The following is a 21532-nucleotide window of genomic DNA, read 5'->3' as shown; positions in this document are numbered from 1 at the left end:
GGCCCCGGGGCCCTTCTGTGCCCCGGGTCGACTCAGGTTTCGCTCCGCCCGTGCACCCGTGCCACCCAGTCCGCGGGTTTGGCGATCTCCTGCTTGGTGGGCAGGGTGTTGGGCGAGGTCCAGATCCGGTTGAAGCCGTCCATCCCGGACTCGTCCACCACGGCCCGCACGAAACGCTCGCCGTCACGGTACTGCCGCAGCTTGGCGTCCAGCCCCAGCAGTTTGCGCAGCGCCATGTCCATCCGCCCGGCGCCGCTCTGCCTGCGGCGCTGGAACTTCTCGCGGATCTCGGCCACGGAGGGCACGACGTCCGGACCCACGCCGTCCATCACGTAGTCGGCGTGCCCCTCCAGCAGCGACATGACCGCGGTCAGCCGGCTCAGGATCTCCCGCTGGTTCGGGGTCTGCACCAGGTCGATCAGACTGCGGCCCTCGTCGCCGTCCGCGTCGACCGAGGCCTCCTCCGCGTCGGGCCGGCTGCCGGAGGAGAACGCCTGGAACGCCTCACGGAGCCGCTCGATCAGCGTCGACGGGTCGATCTCCGTCTCGCCGAGGAAGGCCTGGATCTCCTGCTCGATGTGGTCCCGCAGCCACGGCACGGCCGTGAACTGCGTGCGGTGGGTCTCCTCGTGCAGGCACACCCACAGCCGGAAGTCGTGCGGGTCCACGTCGAGTTCGCGCTCCACGTGGACGATGTTGGGGGCCACCAGCAGGAGCCGCCCGGTGCGCGGCTCGCCCGGGCCGGGCGCGGCGGGGCCGGCCGGCATGTCACGGGTCGCGGGGGCGAAGGTCTCGTACTGGCCCAGCACGCGCGAGGCCAGGAAGCTCAGCAGCATCCCGACCTCGACCCCGGTCACCTTCCCGCCGACGGTGCCCAGCACGGCGCCGCCGGGGCCGCCCGGCTTGCGGGCCTGCATCTTGTCCAGCAGCGGCTTCAGCACTTCGCGGAAGCCGGCGACGTTCGCCTTGATCCACCCCGGGCGGTCCACGATCAGCACCGGGGTCCCGGTGTCGGCCGGGTCCTCCTGGTCGCCGAACATCCTGGTGAAGGCCCGGACGTGCGCCTCCGACTCCTTTGCGTGCCGCCGCAGTTCCGCCACGACCGCGCGCGCCTCGTCCCGGTTCACCTCCGGGCCGGGCCGCACGAAGCGGGTCGCGGTCGCGACCGCGAGGTTCCAGTCGACCATCTCCGCACCACCGATGCTCGTCATTCCTTCACGGTACGTGCTTGTCCCCCTCCCCGGGAGCGTTCCTCGCCGGGGCGCGGGCGGCGAACGCCGGTTGCGGCTACTTGCGGCAGCCGCACGTGGCCAGTCCCGCGGCGAGGCGGTCGAGGGCGGACTGCGCGGTCACGGGGTCGGTGGTGCCGTTGGTCAGGAAGGCGAACGTGAGCAGCCGGCCGTCCGCGTCCACCACCGTCCCGGCGAGCGCGTTGACCCCGGTGAGCGTCCCCGTCTTGGCGCGGACCAGCCCCGCGCCCCCGCGCGCCGAGGTGAAGCGTTCCCGCAGGGACCCGCTGAAGCCGGCGACCGGCAACCCGGTGAGGACGGGGCGCAGCTCCGGGTGGTCGGGGTCGGCAGCCAGCGCCAGCAGCCGCGCCAGTTGCTCCGCCGTGAGGTGGTCGGCGCGGTCGAGCCCGCTGCCGTCCGCGAAGCGGGCCCCCTTCAGCGGGACCCCGAGCTCGCGGAGTGCGGAGCCGATGGCCTTGGCGCCGCCGGAGAAGGACCCCGGGCGGTCCGCGGCGAGGGCGGTGTGCCGGGCGAGCGCCTCGGCGATGTCGTTGTCGCTGTTGGTGAGCATGCGCTCGACCAGGTCGGCCAGGGGCGCGGACCGCACCTCCGCCAGCCGGTCGGTCGCCGGCGCGCGCGAGGGCGCCTTGCCGGCCTTCACCGCGCCCTCGACCTTGACGCCGCGCTTGCGCAGCAGGTCCGCGAAGGCCTCCGCCGCCTTGGCCGCCGGATCCCCGTGGCGGGCCGCGGGACCCTTGACGCTCTTGCCGTCGCTGCGGCCTTCGTCGGCCATCAGGGCGGTGACGGGGGCGATGTTGTCGTTGTGCCCGATGGGATGGACGGCGGGGCCGGTGAAGAGCGAGGTGTCGTACGTGAGCCTCACCGAGCGGACGCCCTTGGCGCGCAGCGCGCGGGCGGTGTCCGAGGCGAGGGTGCGCAGGGAGGCCGCCGTCCAGCCGCCGCCGGGCTTCGCGCGGGCGGTCAGGGTGGGGTCACCGCCGCCGACCAGGACGACGCGGTCCTTGCCCGCGGCGACCACGGAGGTGGTGAGGCGGTGGTCGGCCCCGAGCAGCGACAGGGACGCGACGGCCGTGGCGACCTTCGTGGTGGAGGCGGGTACGGCGGGTGTGCCGGGGCGTTGCCCCCACACCGTCCGGCCCGAGACGGCGTCGACCACGGCGCCCGTCGTCAGCGCGCCGAGCGCCCCGTCGTACAGCAACGGGCCGAGCCGCCCGGCCAGTCCGGCCTGGGTCGGCACCGGCGCGTTGTGCGGACCGGACACGGCGGCGAGCACCTCGGGGGCGGCGGGCGGCACCGGGGCGAGCGCCCCCTTGTGACCGCCTGTCCCCCCCTTCTTGTGGGGACGCGCCTGCTTCCCCTGACCGTCCCGGGAGGCGGCGATCGCCCGTTCGGCCGTACGCTGGCCTGACTCCCACGGTCCCGCTGCGGCCACGGCCGTCAGCGCCACGGCAAATCCTGCGGCAGCCGAGCCTGCCACCACCTGCCAGTTCTTCGGAACGGGCACCCCGGACCAGCCCCTTTCGCGACCACACACAAGCGTGGGAGACACTTAATCACCAGAAGTATGTGCTGATCATGGAGGACAGGCTGTGCTCGAGTTCGACGTAACGATCGAGATCCCGAAGGGTTCCCGCAACAAGTACGAGGTGGACCACGAGACCGGTCGTATCCGCCTGGACCGGCACCTGTTCACCTCGACGGTCTACCCGGCCGACTACGGCTTCGTGGAGAACACCCTGGGCGAGGACGGCGACCCGCTGGACGCCCTGGTGCTGCTCGACGAGCCGACCTTCCCCGGCGTCATCGTGCGCTGCCGCGCGATCGGCATGTTCCGCATGACGGACGAGGCCGGCGGCGACGACAAGCTGCTGTGCGTGCCCGCCTCGGACCCCCGGGTCGAGCACCTGCGTGACATTCACCACGTCTCCGAGTTCGACCGCCTGGAGATCCAGCACTTCTTCGAGGTCTACAAGGACCTGGAGCCCGGCAAGTCCGTCGAGGGCGCCAACTGGGTGGGCCGCGGCGAGGCCGAGGCCGAGATCGAGGCGTCCTACAAGCGCCTGAAGGAGCACGGCGGTCACTGACCGGCCGGCTCCCACCGCCACGAGGGCGGCGCGCTCCCTGCCGGGGCGCGCCGCCCTCGCGCGTGTCCGGCGGCCTCACCCGCAGGCGTCGAGGAGTTCGGCCAGCGCGCCGTGCAGGGCGGCGGCGAGCGTGTCGGCGTCCGGCAGCGACTCCGCGTCGGCGAGCAGCCCGATGTGGACCCGGCGGCGGTACGTGGAACAGGCGACCGCCAGCGACTGGCCGCGGGCGAGCGGGGCGATCGGGTAGAGCTCCGTCATGCGGCAGCCGTCCAGGGTGAGCGGCACGTCCAGCATCGGCACGTTGGTCACCAGTACGTCGAACAGCAGCCGCGCCGAGGCGGCGAGCAGCGGGGCGGCGAAGCGGTGCGCGAGCGGCGGCACGCTGTCGGCCAGCAGCGCGACGGCACCCGGGCCGGTGTCGGGCCCGGCGTCCTTGTTACGGTCCATGCCCGCGCGCACGTCGCGCAGCCGGGCGAGCGGATCGGGCTCGCCGACCGGCAGCCGCAGCAGATAGCCGGAGATGCGGTTGCCCCGGCCGCCGCGCACGCCCCTGCGGCGGCGGCGCGCCACCGGGATCAGGGCGCGCGGCCCCGGGCCCGCCGGGTCGTCGCCGCGGGCCTCCATCCACCGCCGCAGCGCGCCGGCCACGACGGCCATGACGACGTCGTTGACGGTGCCGCCGCTGGTCTTGCGGACCCGGTGCAGGTCGTCGACGTCGAGGGAGGCGGTGGCGAAGCGTCGCTCGGCGCCGCCGGGCGTCCAGGACGCGCCCAGCGCGGCGGGCCCGCCGGGGTCGAGGGAGGCGCGCAGCACGGCCGAACCGATGCCCAGAGCGCGCCCGGCCTCGCGCACGCGGTCCGGCAGGGAGGCGACGACCTGCCGGGGATCGGGCAGCGGCAACGCGGGCAGGTGGAGGCCGGGGCCCCGGACCTGGGCCGGTACGGCCGCCTCGGCGCCGGTCCGCGGCACCGCGGCCGATGGGGCGGGGGCGGAATCCGGGGCGGGGGAAGGGGCCGGGGTACGGGCCCCCTGGTCGAGCAGCGCGGCGCCGAACTCCACGGCGCGCAGCCCGTCGGCGAGGGCGTGGTGCAGCTTGACCAGGACGCGGAAGGGCTCGTCGGGGGCGCCCTCGATGACGTAGGCCTCCCACGGCGGCCGGTCGCGGTCCATGGGGCGGGACATCAGTTCGGCGACGGCGGCCCAGGCGTCCGCCCGCCGTACGGCGTGGACGTGGTGCCGCGCGTCGAAGTGCTCGTCGGCCGCCCAGGCGGCGCCGCCGACGCCGTACCAGACGTCCTTCACGCGCTGCCGCATCCGCGGTACGGCCTCGGCACGGGCGGTGAGCAGCGCGGCGAGTCCCTCGGCGTCGACCGGGCGTTCCGGGTCGCGGTCGAAGACGGCCACGGCGCCCAGGTGCATGGGGTGGCCCGGGGAGTCCAGGTTCCAGAACGCGAGGTCCAGCGGGCTCAGGTGCTCGTCAGCCAAGGCTTCATGCCTCCGAAAGGTCGCGGTTTGCCCCGGAACGGACTCCAGATGGTGAAGTGAAGCCCCTAAAACCGATTACAGTCAACTACGACCACGATACGGACAGTTAACATCAGGTTGCCCGTGCGACAGCCGGGTGGCGGGGCGACGGGGTCCGGAAGGCTCAGAAACCGCGGGTGCGCTTGGCCGCCGCACGGCGTCGTGCCTGGCCGGCGCCACCGGGCAGCTTGATGAACAGCCGCGCGATCTCGCCTCCCAGGTTCACCCCGATGGCCACGGCGAGCGCCAGCGCCGCCGCCTTCGTCAGCGAGGCGAATCCCTGGTCCAGGTGACCGCGGGTCAGCCCGAGGAGCCCGAAGTACGTCGCGGAACCCGGCAGCAGCGGTCCGATGGCCGCCGTGACGTACGGCAGCGCGGAGGCGTGGCGGTAACGGGAGAGCACCTGGCCGAAGAGGCCCACCAGGCCGGCGGCGACTGCGGTGGCCGCGACCGGCGACATGCCGACGCCGATCCCCTCCTGGTGCAGCGCCGCGTAGACCGTCCAGGCGATGCCGCCGTTGAGGGCGGCGATCGCCAGCACCCCCCGCTCGCACTGCAGCAGCACGGCGAAGGCGAGGCTCAGCACCATCGCGGCGACCAGCTGCACCGGCGGGTTCTCGTAGGCCCTGAAGGCCTGGTCGGGGTCGAGTCCGGCGCCCAGGCTGACCCCCGCGTAGAGGATCAGCGTCACGCCGACGACGATGCCGGTGAAGAGGTACATCACCTCCAGCAGGCGCGCGGAGGCGGTGATGTAGAAGCCGGTCAGGCCGTCCTGGACGGCCGCGACCAGGGCCCTTCCCGGGATCAGCGCGAAGAGCCCACCGGTGATGACCGCGGAGGCCTGCAGGCTGCTCGTACCGGGCAGGTGCTGGCCGAACCGGGCGACCAGCACCCCCATCACGGCGGCGGGCATCGCCGCGGCGACGAACTGGTAGAACTCCGGCAGCCCGCGGCCCGCGCACAGCCAGGCCAGCCGGTCGCCCAGCATCGCGCCGAGCGCGGCGATCGCGAACACCAGCGGACCGCCGCCGCCGACCAGCATGCTCGCCGCGCCCGCGAGGAGCCCGGCCGCCGCGGTCAGCAGCCAGCCCGGGTAGGGGTGCCGGTTGCGGCGGATCCCGGCGAGCCGCCGGTAGGCGTCCTCCAGGCTGAGGTCGGCCGCGGTGACGTCGTTGATCAGCCGGAAGACGGCCGCGAGACGGGTGTAGTCGGTGGCCCGGCGGCGCACCGTGCGGTTGGCGGTGACCGGCGCGTCCACCAGCGAGGGCTGGTACGAGATGCCCAGCAGGGTGAACGTCACGGTCGGCTCGACCCGTCCGAGCCCGTAGGCGTGGGCGACGCCGAGCATCGCGGCCTCGACGTCCTCCGCGCCCTCGCCGCCGGCGAGCAGCAGCTCACCGATGCGCAGCGTCAGGTCGAGCACGCGCGGCACCGGTGGGCCGCCCTCCGCCTCGGGCGGCCGGGCGGGCTGCTCGGGGGCGGGGCGCTCGCCGACGGGCATGCGCAGCATCGTGCGCATCCGGTCGGGCCAGGGGGTCTCCTTGGAGAGGCTGACGACCGGGATGCCCTCGGGGGGCGTGAAGGCCGGGTGGGACAGCTGCGAGGAGGTCCGCGTCCCGGGGCGGGCGAAGGCGGAGCCCTGCGTTTCGGGCCTCGGCAGCTCCACACCCAGGGGCGGCGTGAACTCCGAGCCGCCCGCATGCTGTTCGGGCTCCTTGGGTTGCGCCACGAAATCCTCCTTTCGGCGCGTGATCGCCCGGCGGGTGCCGGGTGTGCCGAGGGGGGAGGGTGCGGGCACCCTCCCCCCTCGGCCACAGCGGAACGACTGCCCACTCCCTCCGTCGGCTAACGGCGGTTGGCGCGGTGCCGCCCGCCGTTGCCGCGCTGGAGCGGCGGCTGGCCGGCCTCGTCGTCGGCCTCGAACTCGGGCGCCCCGGGCAGCGGCGCGGCCTTCCGGGAGGCCGCGCGGGCGCGCAGGAACTCGATGGCGATCGGGACGACCGAGAGCAGCACGATGGCGATGAGGATCAGCTCGATGTGCTCGTGGACGAACGCGATCTGGCCCAGCCAGTAGCCGAGCAGGGTGACACCGGCGCCCCAGAGCACGCCGCCGACGATGTTGTACGTCACGAAGACGCGGTAGTTCATGCGGCTGACGCCGGCGATGATCGGGGTGAAGGTCCGCACGATCGGCACGAAGCGGGCGAGCACGATCGACTTGGCGCCGTGCCGCTCGAAGAACTCGTGGGCCTTCTCGACGTTCTCCTGCTTGAAGAGTTTGGAGTCCGGACGCCGGAAGAGCGAGGGGCCGACCTTGCGGCCGAAGAGGTAGCCCACCTGGTCGCCCGCGACAGCCGCCAGCACGACCAGCACGCAGACCAACCAGATCGGGTAGTCGAGCTTGCCGCCCGCGACCAGCAGGCCGCCGGTGAAGAGCAGGGAGTCACCCGGCAGGAAGAAGCCGATGAGCAGACCCGACTCGGCGAAGACGATCGCCAGCAGGCCGATCAGGCCCGCTGACGAGATGAGGTAATCGGGGTCGAGCCATTGCGGGCCCAGGGCGATAGTCGTCACGCGCCAAAAGTATCAACGTGGTCGCGACCGAACCGTTCCCAGCCCGGAAACGCTCGGCTACGGTCCTCCCAAGCGTTTTACCGTGCAACACCGCAAGTCGCCCGTCACTCCTGAATCATCATGATCCGGCGGAACCCACATGACTCGCGCCATCTCCCTGCACGACGTTTCGAAGACCTACGGCCGCGGCGTGCGCGCCGTGGAGCGTTTCTCACTGGACATCGCCCCCGGCGAGTTCCTGGTACTGCTCGGCCCGTCGGGCTGCGGCAAGTCCACGGTGCTGCGCATGATCGCGGGTCTGGAGGACATCACCTCCGGTGAGCTGCTCCTGGACGGCGAGCCCGCGAACGACCTGGCACCGGGCGACCGGAGGATGGCCATGGTCTTCCAGAACTTCGCCCTCTACCCGAGCATGACCAGCCGGGAGAACATCGGTTTCCCGCTGCGCTTCGAGATGCCCGGGCAGGACACCGGGCCCCGGGTCGCCGAGACCGCGCGCACGCTCGGCATCGAGGACATCCTCGACCGCTACCCGGCGCAGCTGTCCGGCGGCGAGCGGCAGCGGGTCGCGATGGGCCGGGCCATCTCGCGGCACCCGTCCGTCTTCCTGATGGACGAGCCGCTGTCCAACCTCGATGCCAAGCTCCGCTCGCACCTGCGCGCCGAGATCGCCCGGCTGACCCGCGGCATGGGCGTGACGACCGTGTACGTCACCCACGACCAGGCCGAGGCGATGTCGCTGGGCGACCGTGTGGCGATCATGCGCAACGGCGTGCTGCAGCAGGTGAGCCCCCCGCGGGAGGCGTACCACCTGCCGCAGAACGTCTTCGTCGCCGCCTTCATCGGCACCCCGCGGATCAACCTCATGGAGGCGACCGTGGTGGCCCCGCTGGACGGCGGGATGTGGATCGACCTCGGACGGCAGCGGCTCGTCCTCCCCCGGCCGCTGAGCCGGGACCACCAGATGCTCCGCATCCAGCAGGGCCGTCCGGTCATCGTCGGCCTGCGCTCGGAGGCCGTGCGCATCGACCGGCCGAGCGGCGCCCGGCCCGGCGAGGTGGTGCTCAGCGGTGTCGTCGAGCACGTGGAGTACCAGGGCCACGAGTCGCTGGTGCACCTGGACACCGGCGCCCGCCCGGCCGTCGTGCCCGAACTGGAGTCCGCCCGTCCGGGCAGCGCGCGGCAGCGCGCCCGGGCGGCCTCCCGGCAGGGCGGAACCGCCGGCCTGGGCCGGCTGGTGCAGAAGGCCGCCGCGCGGGTCTCCGGCCAGGGCCGGACGGCCGTACTGGACCGGCCGGCACCGCGGCCGGAGACCGAGCGGCCCGCCGGCGGGAGCGGTGACCTGGTCGTCCGCACCGGGCCTGACCTGCGGCTCCGGGCCGGACAGCACGTGCCGGTGCTGGTCGACCTCGCCCACCTGTACGTCTTCGACCACACGGGCCGCCGGATCTGCCCCGCCCCGGAGCAGGCACCGCACCTGGAGTACTGAGAGCGCGCGGGACGGCGGCGGGGGGACGACGATGCCCGTATGGGTATCGACGAGTACGGCGGCGGACAGTCGCCCCAGTCCGCCGTCCTGGTGGTCACCACGAACGACGTGCCGGGCTACCGGATCGAGCGGGTGATCGGCGAGGTCTTCGGCCTCACCGTGCGCTCCCGCCATCTGGGCAGCCAGATCGGCGCGGGCCTGAAGTCCCTGGTCGGCGGCGAGCTGAAGGGACTCACCAAGACCCTGGCCCAGACCCGCACCCAGGCGATGGAGCGGCTCGTGGAGCAGGCGCAGTCGCGCGGCGCCAACGCGGTGCTGATGATGCGCTTCGACGTCAGCGAGGCCGCCGACGCCGGCACCGAGGTGTGCGCCTACGGCACGGCCGCGGTGATCACGCCCCGGCACGCCTAGCGTTGGCGACGATCGCGTCGTGGACGTAGCGGGCGGTGCCCGGCGCGATCGACTCGTAGAAGGCGTTGAAGCGCGGGTCGGCCAGGTACATCTCGGCGAGCCCGGTGTGGATCTCGTACGTGCAGTCGTAGTAGTGGTCCACGATGAACCGCCGGTGCTCCTCGGCCAGGTCCATCGCGGCCTCGCCGTCCGCCGGGGCGCCGGACTCGCGGAGCGCCACCAGCCGGGCGCCCCAGTCCTCCTGCTCGGCCTTGATCCGCAGCCAGTCCTCCTTGGTGTAGGAGGCGGCCCGGCGCTGCGACTGCTCGTACGCGTCGGTGTTGCCCCAGCGTTCCCGGGTCTCCTCGGCGTGCCGGTCGGGGTCGTAGTCCCCGAAGACCTCGAACTTCTCCTCGGGCGTGAGGTTGATGCCCATCGTGCGTGCCTCCATGGCTCGTTGGACGGCGTCGGCCATCTCCGTCAGCTTCCCGATGCGCGCGGTCAGCAGCTCGTGCTGGCGCCGCAGGTGCTCCCGCGGATCCGCGTCCGGGTCGTCGAGGAGGGCCGCGACCTGTTCCAGGGGGAAGCCGAGCTCCCGGTAGAAGAGGATCTGCTGCAGCCGGTCGAGGTCGGAGTCGCTGTAGCGCCGGTGGCCCGCGTGGCTGCGGGCGCTGGGCGAGAGCAGTCCGATCTCGTCGTAGTGGTGCAGCGTGCGGACGGTCACGCCGGCGAAAGCCGCCACCTGCCCGACCGGGTAGCCCGCGCTCGTGTTCATGACCACACCCTCCGGCCTCACGCCACGTGAGGTGCAAGTGCCATATTGGTGCGCATGCTGGGAATCACCGACCTGCCGACGTACGTGCTGGGCACCGTCCTGATCGTGCTGCTGCCCGGGCCGAACTCGCTGTACACGCTCTCCGTCGCGGCGCGCCGCGGCGTCCGGACGGCGTACCGCGCGGCCCTGGGCGTCTTCCTCGGCGACACCGTCCTGATGACCGCGTCGGCGGCGGGCGTGGCCGGACTGCTCACGGCCAACGCCGTGCTCTTCGGCATCGTGAAGTACGCCGGTGCCGGCTATCTGGCGTGGATCGCCCTCGGCATGGCGCGGACCGCCCGGAGCATGTGGCGGTCCCGGGGCGCGGAGCCGGTGGCGATGGCGACAGCGGCCGACGAGGTGGCGGACGCCGAGCAGCCGTTCCGGCGGGCGCTGGTGATCAGCCTGCTCAACCCCAAGGCGATCCTCTTCTTCATCTCCTTCTTCGTTCAGTTCGTGGACCCCGGCTACGCCCATCCCGCGCTGTCCTTCCTGGCGCTGGGCGCGATCGCGCAGGTCTTCAGCTTCTGCTACCTGACGCTGCTGATCTTCGGCGGCACCTATCTGGCCGGCCAGTTCCGCCGCCGCAAGCGCCTCGCGGCGGGCCTGACCTCGGGCGCGGCAGCGCTCTTCCTGGGCTTCGCGGCCAAGCTGTCGATGTCCTCGGCGGGCTGACCGGCCCGGGCGGCCGGCCGCCGACCTGCCGGTGACAGGATTCACCCGTATCGTGACGGTATGTCGCTGCACAAAGGTGCCGAGGGCCTGCCGAAGCTCGCCGTGAACCCCTTCTACGCCGGGGCCGACCCGGTCGCCGGGATGCGCGCGGCGCCACCGAAGCACCGGCTGCCGGACGGCCCGATGGCGCCGGCCACGGCGTACCAGCTCGTCCACGACGAGCTGATGCTCGACGGCAACGCCCGGCTCAACCTGGCCACCTTCGTCACCACGTGGATGGAGCCCGAGGCCGGGGTGCTGATGGGCGAGTGCCTCGACAAGAACATGATCGACAAGGACGAGTACCCGCGCACCGCCGAACTGGAGCGGCGCTGCGTGTCGATGCTCGCCGACCTGTGGCACGCGCCCGATCCGGAGAGCGCCGTCGGCTGCTCCACCACCGGCTCCTCCGAGGCCTGCATGCTCGCCGGCATGGCGTTCAAGCGCCGCTGGATGAAGCGCGCCGGAGACGGTGGCGGCCGTACGTCCCTCGCCCGCCGGCTGACCAGGCGGGGCGGCGACAGCCACCCGGGCGGGGGCCGCCCCAACCTGGTCATGGGCGCCAACGTGCAGGTCTGCTGGGAGAAGTTCTGCAACTTCTGGGAGGTCGAGCCGCGCCTGATGCCGATGGAGGGCGACCGGCTGCACCTGGACGCGGACGCCGCCGTCGCGATGTGCGACGAGAACACCATCGGGGTGGTGGCCGTCCTCGGCTCGACCTTCGACGGCTCCTACGAGCCCGTGGCCGAGATCTGCGCCGCCCTCGACGCCCTGCAGGAGCGCACCGGGCTCGACATCCCCGTCCACGTCGACGGGGCCTCCGGGGGCATGATCGCCCCCTTCCTCGACGAGGACCTGGTCTGGGACTTCCGGCTGCCCCGGGTGGCCTCGATCAACACCTCCGGCCACAAGTACGGGCTGGTCTACCCCGGCGTCGGCTGGGCGCTGTGGCGGGACACCGACGCCCTCCCCGAGGAACTGGTCTTCCGGGTCAACTACCTCGGCGGCGACATGCCGACCTTTGCCCTCAACTTCTCCCGGCCGGGGGCCCAGGTCGTCGCCCAGTACTACACCTTCCTGCGGCTGGGCCGGGACGGCTTCCGCGTCGTCCAGCAGACCGCCCGGGACGTGGCCACCTACCTCTCCTCGCGAATCGAGGAGTGCGGGGACTTCCGGCTGATCACCCGCGGCGACCAGCTGCCGGTCTTCGCCTTCACCACCGCCGACCACGTCACCGCGTACGACGTCTTCGACGTCTCCCGGCGGATGCGCGAGCGAGGCTGGCTGGTGCCCGCCTACACCTATCCGGCCGACCGCGAGGACCTGGCGGTGCTGCGCATCGTCGTCCGCAACGGCTTCTCCGAGGACCTCGCCGACCTCTTCCTCGCCGACCTGGAGCGCTACCTCCCCCAGCTGCGCGCCCAGGATCACCCGCTCCACCCGCCCGGCGAGGCGCCCACCGCCTTCCACCACTGAGCGGCGCCCCGCGGGGCACACGCTCCCCATGGGGAAGGACAAGCAGACCAGGGGCACCGTCTTCGTCGCCCTCGCCGCGAACCTGGTGATCGCCGTGGCGAAGGCGGTCGGCGGGCTGCTCACCACCTCGCCGGCGCTGCTGTCGGAGGCGGCGCACTCGGTGGCCGACACGCTCAACGAGGTCTTCCTGCTCGCCGCGCTGCGCCGCAGCCGGCGCAGGCCCGACGCGCGGCACCCCTTCGGCTACGGCAAGGAGCGCTGGTTCTGGTCGCTGCTCGCCGCCGTGGGCATCTTCGTGATGGGCGGCTGCTTCTCCTTCTACCAGGGCGTGTCCGCGTTCCACGAGAGCGAGCCGCACACGACGCGAGCCTTCCTGATCGCCGTGGCCGTGCTGGTGATCTCCCTGCTCGCCGAGGCGACCTCGCTGGTCAGGGCGCTGCTGCAGGTGCGCGACGGGGCCCGCGAACACGGCCGCCCCTTCCGCACCGAACTGCGCGAGGGCGAGGACCCCACCCTGCGCACCGTGCTCGGCGAGGACAGCGCGGCGGTGTTCGGCGTGCTGCTGGCGCTCACCGGCGTGGTGCTGCACTGGACCACCGGCGACCGGACCTGGGAGGCGTACGCGTCCCTGGCGATCGCCGTCCTGCTGATGTACGTCGCCTACCGGCTCGGCAAGGACTGCCGGGACACCCTCATCGGCGAGGCCGCCGACCCCCGGCTGCGGCAGCGGGCGCACGAACTGCTGACGCGGCAGCCGGAGATCGACACGGTCACCGCGCTGCTGACGATGCGCCTCGGGGTCGACTCGGTGCTGCTGGCCGCCCGGGTGGACCTGACCGAGGGCATCGACAGCGAGACCGTGGAGGAGGCCGCGGTCCGCATCAAGGGCGAGCTGGCCGGGGAGTTCCCCGAACTGGACCAGATCTTCCTGGACGTCACCGACGCCTCCGAGGAGGACCGCCGCGCGGCCCACCGGCTGCGGCGGGCGCTGCGCGCCGAGGCGGGCAAGGGCGGGGGCGGGAGCGGGGGTTGACCCGGTCGCCCGGCCGGAGCCGGGGTGCGGGCCTCCCGTGGTGGTCAGCGGCCGACGCGCACGCCGTGCCGGGCCAGCCAGGGCAGCGGTGCCACCGAGGAGCCCATCTGGGGCGTGACGCGGACCTCGAAGTGCAGGTGCGGGCCGGTGGAGTTGCCGGAGTTGCCGGACCCGCCGATCCGCTCGCCCGCGCGGACCCGCTGCCCGGGGGCGACCTCCAGGACGGACAGATGGGCGTAGTGCGTGCAGTAGCCGTCGTCGTGCCGGACGACGATCTGGTTGCCGAAGCCGTCACCGCACGCGGCCACCACCACCGTGCCGTCGCCCACCGCGCGGACCGGGGTGCCCGGCGGCACCGCGAAGTCCTGGCCGGTGTGGCGGTGCGCCCAGTGCGCGCCGGAGGCGTCGTAGCGGGCGGTGAGCGTGTAGTGCGCCACCGGGCGCACCCAGTGCGGGGCGCCCGGGCGGTGGGCGGCGGCGGACGACCTGGGCCGGGCCGGGGACAGGTCGCGGGGGCAGTCCGCCGAGAGGCCCTCGTGGGCCATGAGCGCCAGGTCCCGGGCGGACAGCCGGGCCCGGGCGCGCAGCAGCCGCGCCTCGATGCCCCGTCGCAGCGCGTCCTTGCGGTGCGCCTCGCGGGCCAGCACCGCCAGCGTCCGGTCCACGGCCAGGGTGTCCGCCGCCAGCCGGCGCTCGGCCAGCATCCGCTCGGCCAGCAGCGCCGCCTGCGCGTGGTCGCCCTGCCGGGCCAGCGTCGCGCCCTCCAGCAGCCGGTCGGGCCGCCCGGTCAGCAGCAGCCGCGCCGACGGCCCCAGCCCCCCGTTGCGGTACTCGCTGCGCGCCATCGCCCCGATCCGGTCCCGCAGCACGTCCAGCCGGCGCCGCTCCACCGCCGCGGCCCGGTGCAGCAGCCGCAGGTCGGCGCGCTTGCGGCGGACCGCCCGCTCCGCGTCCTCGTACGCCTGCACCGCACGGGCCGCCTGCGCGTACAGCCGCTCCACCCGGGCCGGCGGGCCGGGGCGCGGCTCGGGGCGCTCGCCGGCCACCGCCGGCGAGGCGGTCAGCAGCAGGCAGAGGGCCACGGCCGCCGTCCTCCATCGCATCGCCCGATCCTTTCGGGCCCGGTCACCGCGGCGCCCGGACGACACGCCCCGCCGGCCCCCGGGCCACCCGGCGGGGTGACCGCATCCGGGCGTGCGCCCGGCCGGGGACCGCCCGATCATGGGAACGGGCGCACTCGGCGGACAGGAGGGTGACCGGGTGAGCGGTGACGGTGACCTCGGCAACTGGTCACCGCTGGACCACGCGGTCCTGCGGCAGGTGCTGGACGGCACCCCTGCGGGCGTCGGCATCTACGACCCGCAGCTGCGCTACGTCTACGTCAATCCCGCCCTCGCCCGGATGAACGGCCTGCCCGCCGACGCCCACGTGGGCCGCCGGATCACCGAAGTGCTGCCGGACCTGGACGACGCCGGCGAGGAGGCGCTGCGCCAGGTCCTGTCCGACGGCAAGTCGCGCGAGGTGCCCTCCAGCGGCCGCACGCGCGCCGAGTCCGAACCGGGCCGGCGCTACTGGCAGGGCGCGTACCACCGGCTGGACGCGGCGGACGGCACTGTGCTGGGCCTGGTCGGGATCATGCTGGAGGTCAGCGCCTCCCGCCAGCACCAGCAGGAGCTGGAGCGGGCCCGGGAACGGCTGGCGATCCTCGACCGCGCGGCCACCTTCATCGGCACCACGCTGGAGATGGACGAGACCTGCGCCGAACTCGCCGGGTTCCTCGTGCCGCTGCTCGCCGACATCGCCACCGTCGAGGTCTTCCCCACCGAGCGCTCCACCCCGTACAACCGCGGCGTGCTGCGGCTGCGCCGGGCCGCCATGGCCGCGCTGCCCAACCTGCGCGAGCAGGTCAAGGCCTTCGGCGAGCCCGGGGAGTACGTCGAGTACCCGTCGGGCACGACCATCCCGCGCTGCCTGCAGTCCGGCAGCCCCGTGGTGCAGAACCTCTTCGACGACGACGCCCTGGGCCACGGCGGGTCGGCCCGCGAACGGATGGCCGCCTTCCGCTCGGTGGGCATCCACTCGGCGCTCGTCGTGCCGCTCGCGGCGCGCGGCGAGCCCATCGGCACGGTGACCCTGGTCCGCTGCGGCGAGTCCCCGGGGTTCACCGAGCGGGACACCGAGACCGTCCAGGACGTCGTCCGGCGGGCCGCGATCTACCTCGACAACGCCCGCCGCTACACGCACGAGCACGGCATCGCCCTGGAGTTGCAGCGCGCCCTGATGTCCGAGCCGGGCTCCCCGCACCCCTCCGTGGAGGCCGCGTTCCGCTACCAGCCGGCCGGCAGCACCGCACTGGTGGGCGGCGACTGGTACGACACCGTGCGGCTGTCCTACGGGCGCACCCTCCTGGCCATGGGCGACGTCATGGGGCACGGGGTGGAGGCCTCGGTCGACATGAGCCAGTACCGCTCCATGCTGCGCTTCGTGGCCGCGGCCGACCTCCCGCCGCACCGCATCCTGCGCAGGCTGGACGCCCTCATCTCGGAGACGGAGTCGGGCCGTCCGGCGAGCTGCCTGCTGGCCCTCGTCGACCCGGCGCGCAACACGTGCACGTTCTCCAGCGCCGGTCACCTGCCGCCCGCGGTCATCCGGCCGGACGGCACGGTCCGCATCGTCGACGTACCGGTCGGCCCGCCGCTGGGCACGGGCCACGGGGGCTACGAGGCCGTGTCGGCCTCCTGCCGGCCCGGTGACGTCCTGCTGCTGTACACGGACGGTCTCGTGGAGCGGCGCGGGGAGGACATCGACGCCTCGCTCGACCGGCTCGCCGGGTTGCGTCTGCACTCCGACGGTGATCTGGGCGGACTGGTCGACCGGGTCCTGTCCCTGCTGGTCGTGGAGCCGGCGGACGACGACATCGCGGTCCTTGCCGCACGGATCGTCCGATGAACGGATCAACCGCTCGGAGTATCACAAGAGGCCGATCTCGACTTGCGCCCGCACGATGATCAGACGGGCCGCCGCAGGGGCGTTCCCGGGAACCGGCCCCTCGGGGAGGATCTGCCGTGACCGTCAGTCTGGCGCATCTGCGTCGTTGCTCCGTTGCCGTCGACCTGGGGGCGTCTCGCACCCGTGTCTACCTCAAGCACCAGGGACTCGTCGTGGACGAGCCCAGCGTGGCCGCCGTCAACGCGCACAGCGGTGCCCTCATCGCGGTCGGCTCGCTCGCCGAGAAGATGACCGGCCGCACGCCGGAGCACATCCGCGTGGTCCGCCCCATCCAGGCCGGGATGGTCGTCGACATCGAGATGGCCCAGCGCATGCTCCGTCACCTGCTGGGCGGTCAGCTCCGCAAGGCCTGGCGGCGCAAGCCGATGCTCCGGGCGGCCGTCTGCACCCCCAACGGCAGCGGGCCGCTGGCTCAGCGGGCCGCCATCGAGACGCTGTACGGCCTCGGTTCGCGCCGGGTCGAGCTCGTCGACTCCGTCATCGCGGCCGCCATCGGGTGCGGACTGCCGGTCGAACAGCCCGAAGCGACGATGATCATGCTCGCCGGGGCCGGCACCACGCAGATCGCGGTCATGTCGATGGGCGCGATCGTCGCCGCGGAGACCATCGGGGTGGGCGGCGAGGCGATCGACCACGCCGTCGTCCAGCACCTGCGCAACACCCACGAACTGCTGCTGCCCAGCCAGTCGGTGCGGTCGCTGCACGAGACCCTCTCCGCGCCCGGGCCCACCGCGCCCAGCGCCGAGGTCCAGGGGCGCGACGTCGCCAGCGGGATCGCCCGTACGGTCCGCGTCGACACCGAGGCGGTACGGCAGGCGATCCGGATGCCCATGGCGACGCTGGTCGACGGGATCGGCCAGGTGCTCCGCAGGTGCCCGCCGGACCTGGTGGCCGACCTCACCGACCGCGGCGTCATGCTGGCGGGCGGCAGCGCGCTGCTGCCGGGCCTGGACATGATGCTCCGTCAGGCCACCGGGATGCCGGTCACGGTCGCGGACCGGCCCGACGTCTGCGCGGTGCTCGGGCTGGGCGCCATGATGGAGGGCCACCCCGTCCCGACGCCGCTCGACCCGCTGTCCGTGTAGGCCCGCGGCCGGCCGGGACGGGGAGCACCTGCCCGTCCCGGCCGAGCCGTGTCCAGAACGCCGCGGTGTCCGGGCCGGGCCGGTGGAAGTGGTCCGCCGGCGGCCGGCTCTCGGACTCGGCGGTCATGGCGCGGCCCTCTCCCTCTCGGCGCGTTCGACGAGGCGGGCGGCGTGCCCGGCGACGAGGTCCGGGCGGTGGGAGGGCAGCCAGTGGCCGCCGTCCACGTGGTGGATCTCGGCGGCGGGGGCCCAGTCGGTGATCTCGGTCTGCCAGGGCGGCAGGACGAAAGCGTCCTTGGACGGGGCCAGCACCACCGCGGGGAGCGCGGCGTGCCGGACGCGGGGGCGGAGCATGCGGGGCAGCACGTTGGCGCGGTAGAGCCTGAGCCCGGCACGGTTGCGGGCGGCGAGCCCGGGGCCGTAACCGGCGGGGGCCTCGCCGGTCTCCAGGCGGCGCAGGGTCGCGATGACGCCGTCCAGGAGGCCGCCGCGGCAGGCGAGTTCGGCGATCCCCGTCAGATGGAAGAAGCCGACGTACTGCGAGGCCAGCGACTGCTTGGCGAGCTTGAGCAGACGGGCCGGAGACGGGCGGCGCAGCTGGGCGCGGTACCAGCGGCCGGTGTGGTCGAGGTCGGGTCCGGAGATCGAGGTGATCGAGGCGTAGCGGTGGGCGAGTTCCGGTGTGCTGACGGTGTGCCAGCTCTGTACCGACCCCCAGTCGTGGGTGAGCAGGTGGACCGGGGCTCCCGGGCTGACCGCGTCGGCGACGGCGGTGGTGTCGGCGGCGAGCTGCGGCAGCCGGTAGGCGCGGGTGCGGCGCGGCTTGTCCGAGGCGCCCGAGCCGCGCACGTCGTACGACACGACGTGGAGGCCGCGGGCGGCCAGGCGCCCTGCGACGCCGTCCCACACCCCGTGGTCGTCGGGGAAGCCGTGCACGCACAGCACCGTGGGCCCGGCCCGGTCCCCCTGCTCGTACACCGCCAGCCGCACCCCGTCGGAGGCCGTGACCCAGCGCTGCGCCATGTGAGCCGCCCTTCTTCGCCTCGCCGCGCCGCCACTCGGTCATCATGGCGTCACTTCGCCGTCGCGCCACCGTTCCGTCGCCGTTCCCCGCGGCCACGATGGCAGCTTGCTGACGCGGTGTCTAGCAGCGGGACGGTATACCTTTGCCGCCGTGACCGGTGGGAACGCGATACTGCAGCGACGGCTCGGCGTCTTCGACGCCACCGTCATCGGGCTCGGCTCGATGATCGGCGCCGGGGTCTTCGCCGCCTTCGCCCCGGCCGCCCGCGCCGCCGGGTCCGGGCTGCTCGCCGGGCTGGCGGCCGCCGCCGCCGTCGCCTACTGCAACGCCATGTCCTCGGCCCGGCTCGCCGCGCTGTACCCCGCCTCGGGCGGGACCTACGTCTACGGGCGCGAGCGGCTCGGGCCGTTCTGGGGCTACCTGGCGGGCTGGTCCTTCATCGTCGGCAAGACCGCCTCCTGCGGCGCGATGGCCCTGACGATCGGCGCGTACGTCTGGCCGGAGCAGCAGCGGGCGGTCGGCGTCGCCGCGGTCGTGGCGCTCACCGCCGTCAACTACGCCGGCGTGCAGAAGGCGGCCTGGCTCACCCGGGGCATCGTCGCGGTCGTCCTCGCGCTGCTCACGGCCTTCGTGGTCGCCGCGTTCACCGGCGGCGACGCCGACGCCGCCCGGCTGGACATCGGCGCCGACGCGACCGTGGGCGGGGCGCTGCAGGCGGCCGGCCTGCTGTTCTTCGCCTTCGCCGGGTACGCCAGGATCGCCACCCTCGGCGAGGAGGTCAGGGACCCGGCACGCACCATCCCCCGCGCGATCCCGCTCGCCCTCGGCATCACGCTGGTCGTCTACGCGGCCGTCGCGGTCGCCCTGCTCGCGGTGCTGGGCCCGCAGGGGCTCGCCGGCTCGGCCGCGCCCCTGGCCGACGCCGCGGGCGGCCTCGCGCCGCTGATGCGGGTGGGCGCGGCGGTCGCCGCCGTCGGCTCCCTGCTCGCGCTGATCCTCGGGGTCTCCCGCACCACCCTGGCCATGGCCCGCGACGGGCACCTGCCGCGGACCCTGGCCGCGGTGCACCCCCGTTCCGGGGTCCCGCACCACGCCGAACTCGCCGTCGGCGCGGTCGTCGCGGTCCTCGCCGCCACCGCCGACCTGCGCGGCGCGATCGGCTTCTCCTCCTTCGGCGTCCTCGCCTACTACGCCGTCGCCAACGCCTCCGCCTGGACCCTCGGCCCCGGCGCCCGGCGCGCCGTACCCGCGCTCGGCCTGCTCGGCTGCCTCGTCCTGGCCTTCGCCCTGCCCTGGACCTCCGTCGCCGCGGGCGCGGCCGTCCTGGCCGTCGGCGCGGCGCTGTACGCGGCACGCTCCCGGGGCTCCCGGGGCGCCTGACGCCCCGTCGCCCGGGCGCCCGGGCGACGGGGTGTTGCCCGACTGAGATCCATCCGCAACGGCCCCGATGCCACCCGCCCGCGGGCTCCTGCGTCACAGTCGCAGAAGGCGCAGAAGGCGCAGGGGGCGCCCACGGGGGAGGGCAGGTGACGGTGATGCGGCGGATCACGGCGGCGGTACTGGCGACGGTGGCGGCCGGAGCCGTGCTGACGGGTTGCGGCGCGAACGCGGACCGGGGAAGCGGCGGCGACCGCGCGCAGCGGCCCGGTCCCGTACGGGGCGCGGACGACGCCCCCCAGTGGAACGGGAGCGAGACCGGCGAGGACCGGGGCCCGGAGCGGGCACCCGACGCGTCGCGGCTGTCGACCTTCGCGCTGGACGTCGACACCGCCTCCTACGGCTATGCCAAGCGGCGGCTCGACCAGGGTTCCCTGCCCTCCCCGGAGGACGTGCGCCACGAGGAGTTCGTCAACAGCTTCCGCCAGGACTACCCCGCCCCCCGGGGCGACGGCTTCTCCGTCACCGTCGACGGCGCCCGCATCGGCGACGAGGAGGGCTGGTCCCTCCTGCGGGTCGGCCTCGCCACCCGCCCCGCGGACGAGGCGAACAGGCCGCCGGCCGTGCTCACCTTCGTCGTGGACGTCTCCGGCTCCATGGGCGACCCGGGCCGCCTCGACCTCGTCCAGAAGGCGCTGCGCGCCGCGGTCGGCGAACTGCGGGACGACGACTCCCTCGCCGTCGTGACCTTCAGCGACCGCGCGCGGGTCGCCCTGCCGGCCACCCGGCTCGGCGCCGGGGACGCCCGGGAGCACGCCCTGTCCGTCGTCGACCGCCTCGAACCGGAGGACTCCACCAACCTGGAGGCGGGTCTGCGCACCGGCTACGACGTCGCCCTGGAGAGCGCCCGGCGCGGGGCCACCAACCGGGTCGTACTGCTCTCCGACGCCCTCGCCAACACCGGGGAGACCGACCCCGACGCCCTCCTGGAGCGGATCGACCGGGCCCGCTCACGGCACGGCATCGCGCTCTTCGGGGTCGGCGTCGGCAGCGAGTACGGCGACGAACTGATGGAACGGCTGGTCGACAAGGGCGACGGCCACACCTCGTACGTCTCCACCCCGGCCGAGGCCCGCGCCCTGTTCGTGGACCGACTGCCCGTCAACATCGGCCTGCGCGCCCGCGACGCCAAGGCCCAGATCTCCTTCGACCCGCGCACCGTCGAGCGCTACCGCCTGATCGGCTTCGAGAACCGCGCCGTCGCCGACGAGGACTTCCGCGACGACCGCGTCGACGGCGGCGAGGTCGGCCCCGGCCACACCGTCACCGCGCTCTACGCCGTGCGGCTGAAGGCGGGCGCCCGGGGCCACGTCGCCACGGCCACCGTGCGCTGGCTCGACCCGCACGACCGCTCCCCGCACGAGGCCGCGGGCGCCGTCGAGGCGGACCGGCTCACCGGCCGGCTGTGGGACTCCGGCACGTCCCCGAGGCTCCGCGTGGACGCGGTCGCCGCTTACTTCGCCGACGCGCTGCGCACCTACGACACCGGTGACGGGCAACTGCCCGGCGCCCCCGGCCTCGCCGAGCTCGGCGACCGCGCGCACGCCCTGGCCGCGACCACCGAGGACCCGGCCGTACGCGACCTGGCGGAAGCCGTCGACAGCGCGTACGCGCTGCGCGCGGGCTGAT

General features: G+C 73.9%; 18 protein-coding genes. 10 read left to right on the top strand and 8 right to left on the bottom strand.

What is annotated here, in order from left to right; genetic code table 11:
• Positions 1 to 32: 32 nt before the first annotated feature.
• The gene (locus OIE69_RS22385) at positions 33 to 1211 is read right to left on the bottom strand and encodes a zinc-dependent metalloprotease (protein ID WP_326574917.1); all 1179 of its coding nucleotides are present in this window, start codon (positions 1209 to 1211) and stop codon (positions 33 to 35) included.
• A 76-nt stretch (positions 1212 to 1287) separates the two neighbouring features.
• Positions 1288 to 2697, bottom strand: coding sequence for a D-alanyl-D-alanine carboxypeptidase/D-alanyl-D-alanine endopeptidase (gene dacB / locus OIE69_RS22380; protein WP_326574915.1), 1410 nt, complete (start codon positions 2695 to 2697; stop codon positions 1288 to 1290).
• Between the two features lie 142 nt (positions 2698 to 2839).
• On the opposite strand from dacB, the gene OIE69_RS22375 reads away from it, so the two are divergent.
• Positions 2840 to 3334 (top strand): inorganic diphosphatase, encoded by a 495-nt coding sequence (locus OIE69_RS22375; RefSeq protein ID WP_018558507.1) that lies wholly within the window; start codon positions 2840 to 2842, stop codon positions 3332 to 3334.
• Between the two features lie 75 nt (positions 3335 to 3409).
• On the opposite strand, the gene OIE69_RS22370 is transcribed toward OIE69_RS22375, so the two are convergent.
• The 3 genes from OIE69_RS22370 to OIE69_RS22360 form a co-directional block, all read right to left on the bottom strand.
• Positions 3410 to 4819, bottom strand: a complete 1410-nt coding sequence (locus OIE69_RS22370; RefSeq protein WP_326574912.1) for a wax ester/triacylglycerol synthase family O-acyltransferase — start codon at positions 4817 to 4819, stop codon at positions 3410 to 3412.
• A gap of 163 nt (positions 4820 to 4982) precedes the next feature.
• Positions 4983 to 6587: a threonine/serine exporter family protein gene (locus OIE69_RS22365; RefSeq protein WP_326574910.1), complete on the bottom strand. Its 1605-nt coding sequence runs from the start codon at positions 6585 to 6587 to the stop codon at positions 4983 to 4985.
• Between the two features lie 116 nt (positions 6588 to 6703).
• Entirely contained in the window at positions 6704 to 7432 is a 729-nt protein-coding gene (locus OIE69_RS22360; protein ID WP_326574908.1) for a DedA family protein, read from the bottom strand.
• Positions 7433 to 7571: 139 nt separating this feature from the next.
• Between OIE69_RS22360 and OIE69_RS22355 the strand changes: the two genes are divergently transcribed.
• Both OIE69_RS22355 and OIE69_RS22350 read left to right on the top strand, forming a co-directional pair.
• The gene (locus OIE69_RS22355; protein WP_326574905.1) at positions 7572 to 8921 is read left to right on the top strand and encodes an ABC transporter ATP-binding protein; all 1350 of its coding nucleotides are present in this window, start codon (positions 7572 to 7574) and stop codon (positions 8919 to 8921) included.
• 39 nt (positions 8922 to 8960) lie between these two features.
• Complete coding sequence (locus OIE69_RS22350) at positions 8961 to 9332, top strand: YbjQ family protein (RefSeq protein WP_326574903.1); 372 nt, start codon at positions 8961 to 8963, stop codon at positions 9330 to 9332.
• Here OIE69_RS22350 and OIE69_RS22345 read toward each other — a convergent pair.
• A complete protein-coding gene (locus tag OIE69_RS22345) occupies positions 9313 to 10086 on the bottom strand; it encodes a MerR family transcriptional regulator (RefSeq protein WP_326574901.1) in 774 nt (257 codons plus the stop codon). The two genes, OIE69_RS22350 and OIE69_RS22345, sit on opposite strands and share 20 nt — an antisense overlap.
• A 54-nt stretch (positions 10087 to 10140) precedes the next feature.
• On the opposite strand from OIE69_RS22345, the gene leuE reads away from it, so the two are divergent.
• Genes leuE through OIE69_RS22330 form a run of 3 tightly spaced genes read left to right on the top strand, consistent with a single transcriptional unit; the run spans position 10141 to position 13348 of the window.
• The gene (gene leuE / locus OIE69_RS22340) at positions 10141 to 10800 is read left to right on the top strand and encodes a leucine efflux protein LeuE (RefSeq protein WP_326574899.1); all 660 of its coding nucleotides are present in this window, start codon (positions 10141 to 10143) and stop codon (positions 10798 to 10800) included.
• A 60-nt stretch (positions 10801 to 10860) separates the two neighbouring features.
• Complete coding sequence (locus OIE69_RS22335; protein ID WP_326574897.1) at positions 10861 to 12315, top strand: glutamate decarboxylase; 1455 nt, start codon at positions 10861 to 10863, stop codon at positions 12313 to 12315.
• A 28-nt stretch (positions 12316 to 12343) separates the two neighbouring features.
• Positions 12344 to 13348 (top strand): cation diffusion facilitator family transporter, encoded by a 1005-nt coding sequence (locus OIE69_RS22330; protein WP_326574895.1) that lies wholly within the window; start codon positions 12344 to 12346, stop codon positions 13346 to 13348.
• A gap of 44 nt (positions 13349 to 13392) precedes the next feature.
• Here the strand turns inward: OIE69_RS22330 and OIE69_RS22325 are convergent, their stop codons facing one another.
• Complete coding sequence (locus tag OIE69_RS22325) at positions 13393 to 14451, bottom strand: M23 family metallopeptidase (protein WP_326574893.1); 1059 nt, start codon at positions 14449 to 14451, stop codon at positions 13393 to 13395.
• A gap of 157 nt (positions 14452 to 14608) precedes the next feature.
• Between OIE69_RS22325 and OIE69_RS22320 the strand changes: the two genes are divergently transcribed.
• Together OIE69_RS22320 and OIE69_RS22315 are read left to right on the top strand one after the other, a co-directional pair.
• Positions 14609 to 16297 (top strand): SpoIIE family protein phosphatase, encoded by a 1689-nt coding sequence (locus OIE69_RS22320; RefSeq protein ID WP_326574891.1) that lies wholly within the window; start codon positions 14609 to 14611, stop codon positions 16295 to 16297.
• Positions 16298 to 16413: 116 nt separating this feature from the next.
• Positions 16414 to 17442, top strand: coding sequence for a rod shape-determining protein (locus tag OIE69_RS22315; RefSeq protein WP_089222555.1), 1029 nt, complete (start codon positions 16414 to 16416; stop codon positions 17440 to 17442).
• A gap of 123 nt (positions 17443 to 17565) precedes the next feature.
• Here OIE69_RS22315 and OIE69_RS22310 read toward each other — a convergent pair whose 3' ends face one another.
• Positions 17566 to 18465, bottom strand: a complete 900-nt coding sequence (locus OIE69_RS22310; RefSeq protein ID WP_326574887.1) for an alpha/beta fold hydrolase — start codon at positions 18463 to 18465, stop codon at positions 17566 to 17568.
• Positions 18466 to 18616: 151 nt separating this feature from the next.
• Here OIE69_RS22310 and OIE69_RS22305 point away from each other — a divergent pair, with 151 nt between their 5' ends.
• Positions 18617 to 19846: an APC family permease gene (locus OIE69_RS22305; RefSeq protein WP_326574885.1), complete on the top strand. Its 1230-nt coding sequence runs from the start codon at positions 18617 to 18619 to the stop codon at positions 19844 to 19846.
• Between the two features lie 155 nt (positions 19847 to 20001).
• Positions 20002 to 21531 (top strand): vWA domain-containing protein, encoded by a 1530-nt coding sequence (locus tag OIE69_RS22300; protein WP_326581342.1) that lies wholly within the window; start codon positions 20002 to 20004, stop codon positions 21529 to 21531.
• Position 21532 lies beyond the last annotated feature (1 nt).

It is taken from the genome of Actinacidiphila glaucinigra, from assembly GCF_035918135.1.
GTDB classification, from domain to species: domain Bacteria; phylum Actinomycetota; class Actinomycetes; order Streptomycetales; family Streptomycetaceae; genus Actinacidiphila; species Actinacidiphila glaucinigra.
Note: the sequence above shows the minus strand (reverse complement) of the source record. Positions and strands in the feature narration are given on the sequence as shown.

Excerpts from the sequence above, each read along its gene's own strand:
- OIE69_RS22355 (WP_326574905.1), top strand. The coding sequence starts at position 7,572 with ATGACTCGCGCCATCTCCCTGCACGACGTTTCGAAGACCTACGGCCGC.
- OIE69_RS22350 (WP_326574903.1), top strand. The coding sequence starts at position 8,961 with ATGGGTATCGACGAGTACGGCGGCGGACAGTCGCCCCAGTCCGCCGTC.
- leuE (WP_326574899.1), top strand. The coding sequence starts at position 10,141 with ATGCTGGGAATCACCGACCTGCCGACGTACGTGCTGGGCACCGTCCTG.
- OIE69_RS22335 (WP_326574897.1), top strand. The coding sequence starts at position 10,861 with ATGTCGCTGCACAAAGGTGCCGAGGGCCTGCCGAAGCTCGCCGTGAAC.
- OIE69_RS22325 (WP_326574893.1), bottom strand. The coding sequence starts at position 14,451 with ATGCGATGGAGGACGGCGGCCGTGGCCCTCTGCCTGCTGCTGACCGCC.
- OIE69_RS22310 (WP_326574887.1), bottom strand. The coding sequence starts at position 18,465 with ATGGCGCAGCGCTGGGTCACGGCCTCCGACGGGGTGCGGCTGGCGGTG.
- OIE69_RS22385 (WP_326574917.1), bottom strand. The coding sequence starts at position 1,211 with ATGACGAGCATCGGTGGTGCGGAGATGGTCGACTGGAACCTCGCGGTC.
- OIE69_RS22345 (WP_326574901.1), bottom strand. The coding sequence starts at position 10,086 with ATGAACACGAGCGCGGGCTACCCGGTCGGGCAGGTGGCGGCTTTCGCC.
- OIE69_RS22300 (WP_326581342.1), top strand. The coding sequence starts at position 20,002 with ATGCGGCGGATCACGGCGGCGGTACTGGCGACGGTGGCGGCCGGAGCC.
- OIE69_RS22330 (WP_326574895.1), top strand. The coding sequence starts at position 12,344 with ATGGGGAAGGACAAGCAGACCAGGGGCACCGTCTTCGTCGCCCTCGCC.